The organism is Methylobacterium sp. WL116, assembly GCF_008039455.1.
Lineage (GTDB): Bacteria > Pseudomonadota > Alphaproteobacteria > Rhizobiales > Beijerinckiaceae > Methylobacterium.
This window is the reverse complement of sequence record NZ_VRUV01000103.1, coordinates 1-11,509: the sequence shown is the minus strand read 5'-3', so window position 1 is coordinate 11,509 and position 11,509 is coordinate 1. Positions and strand designations below refer to the sequence as shown.

At 70.8% G+C, this 11,509-nt stretch carries 15 protein-coding genes; 6 read left to right on the top strand and 9 right to left on the bottom strand.

The window, feature by feature from the left end; genetic code table 11:
• Positions 1–561, top strand: a 561-nt coding sequence (locus tag FV223_RS10515) for a dimethylmenaquinone methyltransferase (RefSeq protein ID WP_147726995.1), incomplete at its 5' end; no start/stop codon positions are given.
• A gap of 27 nt (positions 562–588) precedes the next feature.
• On the top strand, positions 589–1,413 hold the full coding sequence (locus tag FV223_RS10510) for a YdcF family protein (RefSeq protein WP_147726994.1): 825 nt from the start codon (positions 589–591) through the stop codon (positions 1,411–1,413).
• On the opposite strand, the gene FV223_RS10505 is transcribed toward FV223_RS10510, so the two are convergent.
• The 6 genes from FV223_RS10505 to FV223_RS32410 all read right to left on the bottom strand — a co-directional run bounded on the left by FV223_RS10505 (position 1,386) and on the right by FV223_RS32410 (position 4,418).
• Positions 1,386–1,616 (bottom strand): DUF3253 domain-containing protein, encoded by a 231-nt coding sequence (locus tag FV223_RS10505; RefSeq protein ID WP_147726996.1) that lies wholly within the window; start codon positions 1,614–1,616, stop codon positions 1,386–1,388. The two genes, FV223_RS10510 and FV223_RS10505, sit on opposite strands and share 28 nt — an antisense overlap.
• Before the next feature lie 47 nt (positions 1,617–1,663).
• Positions 1,664–2,422, bottom strand: a complete 759-nt coding sequence (locus FV223_RS10500) for a DUF599 family protein (protein WP_147726993.1) — start codon at positions 2,420–2,422, stop codon at positions 1,664–1,666.
• 130 nt (positions 2,423–2,552) lie between these two features.
• Complete coding sequence (locus FV223_RS10495; protein ID WP_147726992.1) at positions 2,553–2,834, bottom strand: acylphosphatase; 282 nt, start codon at positions 2,832–2,834, stop codon at positions 2,553–2,555.
• Positions 2,835–2,886: 52 nt separating this feature from the next.
• Entirely contained in the window at positions 2,887–3,693 is an 807-nt protein-coding gene (locus FV223_RS10490; RefSeq protein WP_246686547.1) for a formate/nitrite transporter family protein, read from the bottom strand.
• 131 nt (positions 3,694–3,824) lie between these two features.
• The gene (locus tag FV223_RS10485) at positions 3,825–4,256 is read right to left on the bottom strand and encodes a gamma-glutamylcyclotransferase family protein (protein ID WP_147726990.1); all 432 of its coding nucleotides are present in this window, start codon (positions 4,254–4,256) and stop codon (positions 3,825–3,827) included.
• Positions 4,257–4,295: 39 nt separating this feature from the next.
• Positions 4,296–4,418 carry a hypothetical protein gene (locus FV223_RS32410; RefSeq protein WP_281406255.1) on the bottom strand — a complete coding sequence of 41 codons (123 nt, stop codon included), beginning with the start codon at positions 4,416–4,418 and terminating at the stop codon, positions 4,296–4,298.
• A 39-nt stretch (positions 4,419–4,457) separates the two neighbouring features.
• Between FV223_RS32410 and FV223_RS30270 the strand changes: the two genes are divergently transcribed.
• Positions 4,458–4,631 (top strand): hypothetical protein, encoded by a 174-nt coding sequence (locus tag FV223_RS30270; RefSeq protein WP_187276108.1) that lies wholly within the window; start codon positions 4,458–4,460, stop codon positions 4,629–4,631.
• A 41-nt stretch (positions 4,632–4,672) separates the two neighbouring features.
• Here FV223_RS30270 and FV223_RS10475 read toward each other — a convergent pair whose 3' ends face one another.
• The 3 genes from FV223_RS10475 to FV223_RS10465 form a co-directional block, all read right to left on the bottom strand.
• Complete coding sequence (locus FV223_RS10475) at positions 4,673–6,691, bottom strand: acetyl/propionyl/methylcrotonyl-CoA carboxylase subunit alpha (RefSeq protein WP_147726988.1); 2,019 nt, start codon at positions 6,689–6,691, stop codon at positions 4,673–4,675.
• Between the two features lie 149 nt (positions 6,692–6,840).
• Entirely contained in the window at positions 6,841–7,284 is a 444-nt protein-coding gene (locus FV223_RS10470) for a hypothetical protein (protein ID WP_147726987.1), read from the bottom strand.
• Between the two features lie 392 nt (positions 7,285–7,676).
• Positions 7,677–8,255: a L,D-transpeptidase gene (locus FV223_RS10465; protein ID WP_147726986.1), complete on the bottom strand. Its 579-nt coding sequence runs from the start codon at positions 8,253–8,255 to the stop codon at positions 7,677–7,679.
• A gap of 187 nt (positions 8,256–8,442) precedes the next feature.
• On the opposite strand from FV223_RS10465, the gene FV223_RS10460 reads away from it, so the two are divergent.
• The 3 genes from FV223_RS10460 to FV223_RS10450 all read left to right on the top strand — a co-directional run.
• The gene (locus FV223_RS10460; RefSeq protein ID WP_147726985.1) at positions 8,443–9,369 is read left to right on the top strand and encodes a histone deacetylase family protein; all 927 of its coding nucleotides are present in this window, start codon (positions 8,443–8,445) and stop codon (positions 9,367–9,369) included.
• A 175-nt stretch (positions 9,370–9,544) separates the two neighbouring features.
• Positions 9,545–10,654: an efflux RND transporter periplasmic adaptor subunit gene (locus tag FV223_RS10455; protein ID WP_246687858.1), complete on the top strand. Its 1,110-nt coding sequence runs from the start codon at positions 9,545–9,547 to the stop codon at positions 10,652–10,654.
• 4 nt (positions 10,655–10,658) lie between these two features.
• A partial coding sequence (locus FV223_RS10450; RefSeq protein WP_147726984.1) for an efflux RND transporter permease subunit occupies positions 10,659–11,509 on the top strand: 851 nt, incomplete at its 3' end.

The following is an 11,509-nucleotide window of genomic DNA, read 5'->3' as shown; positions in this document are numbered from 1 at the left end:
CCGGCCTGCCCGCTCTCCGGCATCGCCGGTTCGGGCCGAGCCGTCGGGCCGGCCGTGACGCTGCGGATGATCCCGGCGCGCGGCGAGGTCGCGCGCTCGCTCGCGGAGGCGATCGAGGCGGTGCCCGAGGGCGCCGTCGTCGTGGTCGATACCGGCCGCTCCGGGCTCGCCCTCCCCTTCGGCGCGATCCTGGCCGCGCGGCTCTCCGCCCGCGGCGTCGCCGGCCTCGTCACCGACGGCTGCCTCGCAGCCGAGAGCGGCCTCGCCGTCTGGGACGCCGCGTTCGCGCCGGGCGAGGGTACGCTTCAGCTTGCGGGCTCCGGCGAGCCGATCGCCTGCGCCGGGGCCGCGGTGCATCCCGGCGACGTCGTGGTCGGCGGCCCCGACGGCGTGGTGGTGATCCCGACCGACATCGCCGAGGCGGTGGCGCTGGAGGCGGTCGAGCAGCAGCGCCTCGATCTCTGGCTCACCCGCGAGGCGGAGAAGGGCGCGAGCCTCGCCACCCTGCTGCCGCCGGACGCCGAAACCCTGGCCCGCTACGAGGCCGAGACGAAGGCCTGAGGTCCGACGCCCGCCGGACCCGCGCCGATGTTCTTCCCGCTCTCGAAGGTGATCTTCTTCCTGATCACCCCGTCGAACGTTTTCGCCCTCGTCGGGCTCGTCGGCGTCGCGCTGACGCTCGCGACCGCGCGGCGGCGCCTCGGCGGAGCTTTGAGCGCGTTCGGCCTCCTCGGCCTGCTCGCAGGCGGCCTGTCGCCGCTCTCGGCCTGGGCGGTGCTGCCGCTGGAGCAGCGCTTCCCGGCCTACGCCGACGACCGCCCGCCCGACGGCATCATCGTGCTCGGCGGCGGGATCGAGGCCGGGTTGTCGTCCGGCCGCGGGCAGGTGATCGTCAACGATGCCGGCGAGCGGCCGATCTACATGGCCGATCTCGCCCGGCGCTACCCGCAGGCGCGGCTGATGTTCTCCGGCGGCAGCGGCAGCCTCGTCGACGGGGCGATCGCCGAGGCCGACATCGTCAGCCGCGACGCCGACACCCTCGGCCTGCCGCGCACCCGGCTGATCCTGGAGAACCGCTCGCGCAACACCCGCGAGAACGCGCTGTTCTCCGCCGCGATGGCCCAGCCGAAGCCGGGCGAGCGCTGGGTGCTGGTGACCTCGGCCTTCCACATGCCGCGGGCGATGGGCTGCTTCCGCGCGGCCGGCTTCGACGTCGTCGCCTTCCCCGTCGACTACCGCACCCGCGGCCCGCGCGACGCGCTGCGCTTCGGCAGCTTCGCCTCGGAGGGGCTGCTGGTGCTCGACCTGGCGGTGAAGGAATGGATCGGCCTCGCGGTCTACCGGCTCGCCGGCTACACCGACGCGCTGCTGCCGGGGCCGGCGGATCAGCCCTCGGGGAGCGACAACCGGTAGATCCCGCGAAAATCGTCCGGATCGGCGGGCTTGCCCTTCCGCAGGATGGCGAGGCGGCCGGCCTTGGTCAGGCGCACGGCGATGCGGCGCACCGGCTGCATCAGGGGGCTCCACTGGTCTGGATCCGACCCCGCCAGCGCGCGTGCGACCTCCGAGGGGCAGATGGTCTTGCCGGGGCCGCGCTCGGCCACGAGACGCAGCATCGTCTCCTCGATCGCGTCCTCGCTGCGGGTTCCGGTGCGGTCGTCGCTCACGGCGTGGATCCTTCGGCGGGCGGGGCACCGTCGGCGAGCAGGATCGCGCGGATCTCGGAGACGAACTGGCGCCGCCACATCACGAACACGACCGCCGTCGTCGAGGCGACGAGGAAATAGGGGCTGACGAACCACCCGAGATACGCCAACGCGAAGAAGAACGCACGCTGCCCGCGGGCGAAGTGGAGCCCGGCCGCGGTGTTCATCGCCGCCACGCGCCGCGCGGCGCGCAGCATCGCGGACTCGCTCGCCCCCGAGCCCTTGGGCGGCACGGTCCCAAGCAGGATCGCGCTGTAGTTGAATAGCCGGTAGGCCCAGGCGAACTTAAAGAAGGCATAGACGAACACGACCGCGAGCCCTGCGACCTTGATCTCCCAGGTCGTGCGCGTGGCGATCGTGCCGAAGGGCAGCGTGCCGAACAGGTTCAGCACGTCGTCGCCGGAGCGCGACAGGGTGAGCACGCCGCCGAGCGCGATCAGCGACGTCGAGGCGAAGAAGGCGGTGCCGTTCTGCAGCGAGGCGTTGATCGTGGTGTCGACCACGCGGTTGTCGCGCACGATCAGCTGGCGCGCCCATTCCTCGCGCTGCGCGTTCATGATCTGGCTCAGCGACACCATCCGCCCGCGCAGGCGCCCGACGGAGAGGCCGTAGCCGACCCAGGCCAGCACGAAGTAGATCAGCGCGCCGAGGTCGATCGGCGAGAACCCGGAGGGCAGGTAGGCGGCGAGCAGCGTAGTGGAAGGGAGGTCGGTCATCGTCCCCGGGGTGCCCATCGGGCCCGCGCGCCGCGCCGGCCGTGGGCGCATCGGGACCGCGGGATGGCTACCCCGGCGCGGCGCGCGCTGTCGAGACGCGCCGGAGCAGGCCGTCCATGCGCGGGTCCCCTCACTGCCGGATCGCGAACCCGGAGGCGCCGGCGGACGGCTCGCCGGCCGTCACCTCGACTCGCTCGACGCGGGCGCCGGGCGGCCCGGCCCAGCACGCCTGCACCATCGCCTCGACCGCGTCGGCCGGCCCGGTGAACGCGGCCTCGACCGCGCCGTCCGCACGGTTGCTCACGTGCCCCGACAGGCCGCGCGCCTCGGCCTCGCGCCGGGTCCAGGCGCGATAGGTGACGCCCTGGACCCGGCCGACGACGACGACGGCGACGCTTGTGATCTCGCTCATGACGGCACAACGCGGCCGGACGCCCGAGGTGTCCGGCCGCGTCGGGTCGTTCTCAGCGGGCGATGGCGGCGCGGCCCTGCGGACGGCCCTCGACGCGGGCCGGATCGACGGTCTTCTGACGGTAGGTCAGGTACCAGGCCACCGAGATGAACAGCACCCCGCCGACGAAGTTGCCCAGCGTGACGGGGATCTGGTTCCACAGCCACCACTCGCTGAAATGGACCGGCGCGCCGAGCATCATGCCGGCGGGAATGACGAACATGTTCACCACCGCATGCTCGAACCCCTGCGCGAAGAACAGGAAGATCGGCAGCCAGGCGCCGAGGATCTTGCCGAAGGTCGAGGTCGACATCATCGACATCGTCACGCCGAGGCAGACCATCCAGTTGCACAGCATCGCCTTGACGAAGCAGGTTAGCATCCCGGCCGTGCTGAGGTTCTCGTAGGCGATCGTCTTGGCCGAGGCGATCTCGACCAGCTTCTGCGCGACGCCGGCGACGGGCGTGTGCCACGCATTGGTCAGCGCGATCACCAGGAGCAGCGCGTACAGCACGCTGCCGAGCAGGTTGCCGATGAAGCTCCAGGCGAAGTTGCGCATCATCGGCGCGAACCCGATCCGGTTCTCCATCCAGGACAGCGTCAGGATGCCGAAGTTCCCGGTGCAGAGCTCGAGCCCGAGGCACACGATCATCACGAAGCCAACGGGAAAGACGATGGCTCCGACGAAGGGCACGCCGGTCTGCACCGCCCCGGTGAGGGCGAGGCTGGTGGCGATGCCGAGCAGCGCGCCCGCCATCATGCCGCGCACGAGCATGTCGCGGATCGACAGTTCGGCGCGCATGACGCCCGAATCGCTCATGGTCGCGGCCATGTCCGTAGGTTTAACGAAGTCCATTGGCGGAAGGCTCCCGGTGTTCGATGTTCTGCGATCCGGGAGCAGGCAAGGTCAGGGCCAAACCGGACGTTGAAGCCGCGGCATCTGCGTCGCACCTAGGTCGGCGCTCCGCGACGCCAGCCGCGCACCTCGCGCAGGTAGGGGGGCGGCAGCTGCGCCGCCTCGCCCGCCGCGAGCACGGCCTCGAGATAGCCGGGCTTCGGCACGCCGCAGGCGGTGGAGCGGCCGAGATAGATCAGCGCGCGCTTGACGCCGCCCGCGGTCGCGACCGGCTGCGAGGCCTTCACGTAGAGGCCGCCGGCAACGCCCTCGTAGCGGTCGAGGGCGGGGACGTCGGCGAGGGCCAGCTCCCACAGCACGCCCCAGACCGTGTGGCGCCCGTCGCGCACCACCGAGGCGTAGCCCTCGCGCATGACGATGAAGCGGTGGCGGTGCAGCCGGCCCTGCCCGATCAGCCGCGAAGCCGGGCAGCGGGAGGCCATGGCGGCCGCATCCATGTTGGCGCCGTAGGCGAAGTAGAGAGGCATGGATTTCGGTGCGAACCGGTCGGGTCGGGGAACCCCCGATTACTCGCCGGACTTCCGATCGTCGCGGCGGATCGCCCATTCATTGGCGTGCATGGCGAGATAGGCCACGGTCAGCATGATGGCCGGAATGACGAAGATGACGAAGATCTCACCGGAGTTCATGGTTTGAGGCTTCGCAGGACGCGCCTTGCGATCCAATGTATGCCGAACCCGGTGCAAAGCCAGACCCCGGCGAAGAACACGGCCACGGCGGTCGGTTTGGGGGCGTTCGCGATCCCGAAGCTCACGGCCGTCACCGGCGTCACCACCCCGATGATGATGAACGCGGCGATCGTGTTGAGCCCGGTCGCAAGCAGTTTCGTCTGCTCGTTGTGAACGAGGCTCATCGCCGCCGGGTCTCAGGACGCTGACGCGAGTCAGGCGAATTCCAGGATCACCGCATCGACGGCGAGGCTCTCGCCCTCCTTGGCGTAAACCTTCGCCACCGTGGCGTCGCGCTCGGCGCGGAGCACGTTCTCCATCTTCATCGCCTCGACGATGGCGATAGCCTCGCCGTTCTTCACCTCCTGGCCTTCGGTGACCAGAATCTGCTTCACCAGGCCGGGCATCGGGCAGAGCACCTGCTTGCCGGAGCCGGCATCCTCCTTCACCGGCATCAGCGCGGCGAGCTCGGCCTCGCGGCGAGTGTAGACGCGGGCCTCGGCCGCGGCGCCCGCATGCTGGAGTGCGACGCCGTTGAGCAGCCCGCGCACCTGGATCGCGACGCGCTGCGCGCCGATCGTGCCGGTCCAGACCGGCTCGCCCGGGCGCCAGTCGCTCTCGACGACGTGGGCGGTGCCGTCGGCCTCGGTGACGACGAGGCAGTTCTGCGCCAGCGCATCCTCGTGCGGATCGACGGTGACGGGGAAGGCCTCGCCGGCCAGCATCACCACCCGGTCGCGCTCGAAGTGCAGCAGCGCGGGGTCGCGCATCTGGCCGGAGATGCCGCGCTTGCGCGCGTTGAGCTTGTGGTCGATGGCGGCCGCGGCCGCCATCATCCGCTGCGCCACCGCGCCTTTCGGCTCGGGCGCGGAGAACCCTTCCGGGAACTCCTCGGCTATGAAGCCGGTGGACAGCGCCCCCTCGCGCCAGCGCGGATGCGCCATCAGGGCGGCGAGGAACGGGATGTTGTGGCGGATGCCGTCGATGGCGAAGGCGTCGAGCGCCTCGGCCTGGAGCTCGATCGCCTCGGCGCGGGTCGGCGCCCAGGTGACGAGCTTGGCGATCATCGGATCGTAGTGGATCGCGATCTCGCCGCCCTCCTCCACGCCGGTGTCGTTGCGGACCTTGCCGGTGCCGAACGTGCCCTCCTCCGGTGGCCGGTAGGTGGTGAGCCGGCCGATCGAGGGCAGGAAGTTGCGGGTCGGATCCTCGGCGTAGACGCGGCTCTCCACCGCCCAGCCGTCGAGCGTCACCCGATCCTGCGTGAGCGGCAGCGTCTCGCCGGCCGCCACCCGGATCATCAGCTCGACGAGGTCGACGCCGGTGATCATCTCGGTGACCGGATGCTCGACCTGGAGGCGGGTGTTCATCTCCAGGAAGTAGAACGACTTGTCCTGGCCGGCGACGAACTCGACCGTGCCGGCGGAATCGTAGTCCACGGCCTTCGCCAGGGCGACCGCCTGCTCGCCCATCTTCCGGCGGGTGGCCTCGTCGAGGAGGGGCGAGGGTGCCTCCTCGATGACCTTCTGGTTGCGGCGCTGAATCGAGCACTCGCGCTCGCCGAGGTAGACCACGTTGCCGTGCTTGTCGCCGATCACCTGGATCTCGATGTGGCGCGGATCGGTGATGAACTTCTCGATGAACACCCGGTCGTCGCCGAAGGACGAGGCGGCCTCGGACTTCGCGCGGGCGAAGCCCTCCGCGACCTCGCCCGAGGCGTAGGCGATGCGCATGCCCTTGCCGCCGCCGCCGGCGGACGCCTTGATCATCACCGGGTAGCCGATGCCGTCGGCGATCTCGACGGCGTGCTCGGGGCTCTCGATCACGCCGAGGAAGCCCGGCACCGTCGAGACGTTGGCGGCGGCCGCCGCCTTCTTGGATTCGATCTTGTCGCCCATCGCGGCGATGGCGCCGGCGTTCGGGCCGATGAAGACGATGCCGGCCTCGGCGAGCGCGTTGGCGAAGGCCTCGCGCTCGGACAGGAAGCCGTAGCCCGGATGCACCGCCTGCGCCCCGGTCTGCTTGCAGGCGTCGATGATCTTCTCGATGACGAGGTACGATTGCGCCGCCGCCGCCGGGCCGATGTGGACGGCCTCGTCGGCCATCGCCACGTGGACCGCGTCGCGGTCGGCGTCCGAGTAGACCGCCACGGTCTTGATGCCCATGCGCCGTGCCGTCTTGATGACGCGGCAGGCGATCTCGCCCCGGTTTGCGATCAGGATCTTGTCGAACATCTTTTATCGCGCTCAGGTCTGGTCGTCTTCAGGAAGCGGCTTGGCGTGAGCCGGATAGAGCGTTCCCGATAAAGCAGATCCGCAGGCGGCGGAAGCTGTGCCGGCGGCCGATGCCTGGGCGACCGCGGTCAAAAGTTTTTCGTCTCGTTTCAAGCGGCCAGCGCGAAGCGCGGCCGGTCGGTCCTGGCCGGCTCGCGGGTCCAGCGGTTGGCTTCCATCGCGAACACCATCAGCGCCTCGGCGCTCCCCTGCGCCTCCCGGACGATCTCGACGGCGATTCGCGCGCCGGCCGGCGTCGGGCCGGTGAGGCCGGCGAGCGACGCCGAAAGCCAGGCGGCGACCGCGCGGTCGACGTAGCCCGAGGGACGCTCGCCCCAGACCGCGAAGTCGACCACGAGGGCGACCAGCGCGTCGGCGAAGGCCGGATCGGCGTCGGGCACCGCCCGCTCCAGGGCGATCAGCATGTCGGCCTCGTCGCGATGGGCGATGCCGTCCGGCAGCACGTCGCGCAGCAGAACCTGCACGGCGGCCGACGCAATGCGGCCCTCGGCGACGGCATGGTTGCAGAGGTCTTGAAGAGAAACGTTGATCATGACCGAATTCCTCCGCGACCTTTGTTCGGTCGCCGCCTGTCCTCGTGTGTATTGGACTGTAGGAGACGAGATCGTCTTCAGAGGTTAACGGCCAAATCTGAACCGGCGTTCAGGTTAAAGCGTGCTCACGAATGAGCGTTTCGAGAATCTTGCTTTTTTCGAGCGACATGCCGGCATCTGTCGAGACCGCACGATCGTCGCCCGCTCTCCGGGAACGCAGATGAAACGTCACCCGCTCACCGCTATCCCGTCATTCCGGGGCGCCGCAGGCGAGCCCGGAATCCAGAGCCGCCGGCGGTGGCGGATCCGGCTGGCGTCGGCGGTTCTGGATTCCGGGACCTGCTTCGCAGCCCCGGAACGACGAGGGGAAACGGACCGAAGGTCGTCCGCCCTCAGCGCACGATCACCGTCGCGCCCACCGGCACGCGGTTGAACAGGTCGACCACGTCGATGTTGCGCATGCGGATGCAGCCGGACGACGCGGCCTGGCCAATCTTCTCCGGCTCGTTGGTGCCGTGGATGCGGTAGAGCGTGTCGCGGCCCTTGTCGGACAGGTAGAGCGCGCGGGCGCCGAGCGGGTTGCCCGGCCCGCCCTGCATCGGGTGGACGTGCGGCCAGCGCTTGATCATCTCGGCCGGCGGGTTCCAGGCCGGCCATTCCGCCTTGCGGTCGACCGTGGCGGTGCCCTTCCAGCCATAGGCCTCGTCGCCCACGGTGACGCCGTAGCGCATCGCCTTGCCGTCGGGCAGCACGAGGTAGAGCTGCCGCTCCATCGTCTCGATCACGATGGTGCCGGGCTGCTCCTTCGTCGGGTCGGTGACCTGGTAGCGGGCGAAGTGCGGGTCGAACTCGGCGTCCGGCACCAGCGCCATGAAGGCGGTGTCCCGTGCCGACAGGGCCGGATCGGGCACCGCCTTGAAGTTGCAGCCCGAGAGCAGCACGGCACACGCGATGATCGGGGCGAAGCGCATGGCGGGCCTCTCTCGAGTGGGCTTCCGCCGTTCGAACCAGGGTTGACGGAAACTGACCGAAGCATAGGCGGACGAGGCACTTCGGCGTAGCGTCCCGCGTTGCCCGCGGGCACAATGCCAAGCGCTGTTGCCGCTTTGCGACAGGTGCGTCCGCAGCGAGGCGGCGCGCACAGCCGGAGGGATGATCGTGACGACCCTGTACGTGAGCCACCCGGCCGCCCTCGACCACGCCGTGCCCGAGGGGCATCCCGAGCGGCCCGACCGCATCCGCGCGATCGAGCGCGTCCTGGAGAACGAGCGCTTCTCCGGCCTCGTCCGCACCATGGCGCCGCAGGCCGAGGCCTCGGTCGCCACGCTCGCCCACCCCGCCGCCTATGTCGAGGCGATCGTCGCGGCCTCGCCCAAGGACGGGATGGTCGCGATCGATTCGGATACGCTGATGTCCCCGGGCAGCCTGGAGGCGACGCTTCGCGCCGTCGGCGGCGGCATCATGGCGGTCGATGCGGTGATGGGGGGCGAATGCAGCAACGCCTTCGTCGCCATGCGCCCGCCCGGCCACCATGCCGAGCGCACCCGGGCGATGGGATTCTGCCTGTTCAACCACGCCGCCATCGCCGCGCGCCACGCCCGCGCCAAGGGTGCGACCCGCGTGGCGCTGGTCGATTGGGACGTGCACCACGGCAACGGCTCGCAGGACATCTTCTGGGACGATGCCAACGTGATGTACGCCTCGACCCACCAGATGCCGCTGTTTCCCGGCACCGGCGCGGCCTCCGAGCGCGGCGCGAAGGACACCATCGTCAACGTGCCCCTGCGCCCGGGCGACGACGGCGCGGTCTTCCGCGAGGCGTTCGAGGCCGGCATCCTCGCCCGCCTCGACGCCTTCGCGCCCGACGTGATCATCCTGTCGGCCGGCTTCGACGCCCATCACCTCGATCCCCTGGCCAACCTGCGCCTGACCGAAGCCGATTTCGGCTGGGCCACGCGCATGCTGATGGAGGTCGCCGACCGGCACGCCGGCGGCCGCCTCGTCTCGATGCTGGAGGGCGGCTACAGCCTCGACGGCCTCGGACGCTCGGTGTCGGCGCATGTCGACGCGCTGATGGGGCGATAAGGGAGAGATCGGGTGCCCTTCCCTCCCCCGAGAGGGGGGGATCGTCGGGAAAGTGTAGCCAACGATCGTCATCGTCGGGTTTCAGGATAATTCGGCAATCGGAAACGGGATTATGTGGTAATGCCGCGCCCGGCGTCGGCCGGCATGGCGGCCGCTCGTCGATAGGGTGGATCGGGTGCGGCAGAGGCGTGGCTACGGGCTGGTTTGGGCGGCGGCGATCGGGCTGGCCGGTGTGGCGCTCGTCGCGGCTTTCGCCGGCGACGACGTTCGGCAGGTCGCTTCACGGCTGACGAACCTTTTCGTGGCGCGCGATGCGGCCAGGTCCGCCCCCGCCCCCGCCAAGCCCACGCCATTCGCTGCCCCCCAGCGCACCGCGGTCGAGGGCGGACGCGTCGTCGTGGTGCTCACGCCCGAGGAACGCGCCCGGATCGGCCTCGAGACCGCACGGCGGCAGCCCGAATCGCACCCGATCGAGATCCAGGCCTACGGCAGCGTCCTCGACCTCGCGCGGGTGACGGAGCTCACGAATTCCTACGCCGCCGCGACGGCGCAGCTGCAGACCGCGCAGGCGCGGGTCGAGGTCTCGCGCGCCGCGTTCCAGCGCGCCAAATCCCTCGGGCCCTACGCGACGCAGGTGCAGATCGAGACCACCGAGGGCACGTTCCAGACCGACCAGGCGGCGCTCGCCGCCGCGCAGTCGCAGGTGCGGACGCTCAGCGCCACCGCGCAGCAGGAATGGGGGCCGGTGATCGGCCGCGGCATCGTCGAGCGCTCGGTCCTCGTGACCCGGCTGATCGAGCGCGCCGACTTCCTGGTGCAGGTGACGCTGCCGCCCGGGGAGACGCTGAAGGGCCGGCCCGGCGCGGCCTTCGCGGAGGTGCCGCCGCAGAGCGAGCGCGTGGCGCTGCGCTTCGTCTCGGCCGCGACCCGCACCGACCAGCGCATCCAGGGCCTCAGCTCGTTCTACACGGTCTCCGGCGACAGCGGCCTCCTCCCCGGCATGAGCACGCTGGCCTTCATCACCTCGTCGCGGGCCGCCACCGGCGTGCTCGTGCCCGAGGAGGCGGTGGTGCACTGGCAGGGCGGGGCCTGGTTCTACCGCGCGGTCGGCGAGACCGGGTTCGCCCGCCACGCGCTCGGCGCCGACCCCGCGCTCTCGGGCGACGGCTTCGTCGTCGCGGATCTCGCCGGCGAGACCGAGATCGTGATGCGGGGCGCGCAGGCCCTGCTGTCGGAGGAGATGAAAGCCCAGGTGCAGGCCGCCGGCGGCGCGGACGACGACTGAGCCGATGTCGTCCGATCAAAGCCCCGCCGCGCCCGATCCCGTCGGCCCGCAGGCCGCCCTGGTCGCCTTCGCGATCCGCTTCCCCGGCATCGTCGTGGCCTTGGCGCTGGCGTTGCTGGTCTACGGCACCGCCAGCCTCGGCCAGGCGAAATACGACGTCTTCCCCGAGTTCGCGCCGCCCTCGGTGGTGATCCAGACCGAGGCGCCGGGGCTCAACCCGGAGCAGGTCGAGATCCTGGTGACCCAGACCGTCGAGGTCGCCGTCAACGGGCTTCCCGGCCTCGCCAGCCTGCGGTCGAGCTCGATCCAGGGCCTGTCGGTCATCACCGCCACCTTCACCGCCGGCAGCAGCATCTACCGGGTGCGCCAGCTCGTGACCGAGCGACTGGCGAGCCTCGCCGGGCGCCTGCCGCAGGGCGTGCTGCCGCCGGCGATGACCGCGCTGACCTCCTCGACCAGCACCGTGCTCCTGGTCGGGCTGACCTCGGAGAGCCGCTCCGCCCTCGACCTGCGCACGATCGCCGACTGGCGGGTGCGCCTGCGGCTGCTCGCGGTGCCCGGCATCGCCCAGGTCTCGGTCTACGGCGGCGCGGTGCGCGCCTTCCAGGTCGAGGTGCGGCCGCACGACCTGATCCGCTTCCGCCTCGGCCTGAACGACGTGCTCGTGGCCGCGCGCAAGGCCACCGGGGTGCGCGGCGCCGGCTTCGTCGACACCCCCAACCAGCGCATCGCCCTCCAGACGGAAGGCCAGTCGCTGACGCCGGAGGAGATCGCCCGCACGGTGCTCGTCAACGAGGGCGGCGCGAGCGTGGTGCTCGGCGACGTCGCCACCGTGGTCGCCGCCCCCGAGCCGCC

Excerpts from the sequence above, each read along its gene's own strand:
- FV223_RS32410 (WP_281406255.1), bottom strand. The coding sequence starts at position 4,418 with ATGAACTCCGGTGAGATCTTCGTCATCTTCGTCATTCCGGCCATCATG.
- FV223_RS10500 (WP_147726993.1), bottom strand. The coding sequence starts at position 2,422 with ATGACCGACCTCCCTTCCACTACGCTGCTCGCCGCCTACCTGCCCTCC.
- FV223_RS10475 (WP_147726988.1), bottom strand. The coding sequence starts at position 6,691 with ATGTTCGACAAGATCCTGATCGCAAACCGGGGCGAGATCGCCTGCCGC.
- FV223_RS10505 (WP_147726996.1), bottom strand. The coding sequence starts at position 1,616 with ATGCTGCGTCTCGTGGCCGAGCGCGGCCCCGGCAAGACCATCTGCCCC.
- FV223_RS10485 (WP_147726990.1), bottom strand. The coding sequence starts at position 4,256 with ATGCCTCTCTACTTCGCCTACGGCGCCAACATGGATGCGGCCGCCATG.
- FV223_RS30270 (WP_187276108.1), top strand. The coding sequence starts at position 4,458 with ATGCCGAACCCGGTGCAAAGCCAGACCCCGGCGAAGAACACGGCCACG.
- FV223_RS10465 (WP_147726986.1), bottom strand. The coding sequence starts at position 8,255 with ATGCGCTTCGCCCCGATCATCGCGTGTGCCGTGCTGCTCTCGGGCTGC.
- FV223_RS10495 (WP_147726992.1), bottom strand. The coding sequence starts at position 2,834 with ATGAGCGAGATCACAAGCGTCGCCGTCGTCGTCGTCGGCCGGGTCCAG.
- FV223_RS10490 (WP_246686547.1), bottom strand. The coding sequence starts at position 3,693 with ATGAGCGATTCGGGCGTCATGCGCGCCGAACTGTCGATCCGCGACATG.
- FV223_RS10510 (WP_147726994.1), top strand. The coding sequence starts at position 589 with ATGTTCTTCCCGCTCTCGAAGGTGATCTTCTTCCTGATCACCCCGTCG.
- FV223_RS10470 (WP_147726987.1), bottom strand. The coding sequence starts at position 7,284 with ATGATCAACGTTTCTCTTCAAGACCTCTGCAACCATGCCGTCGCCGAG.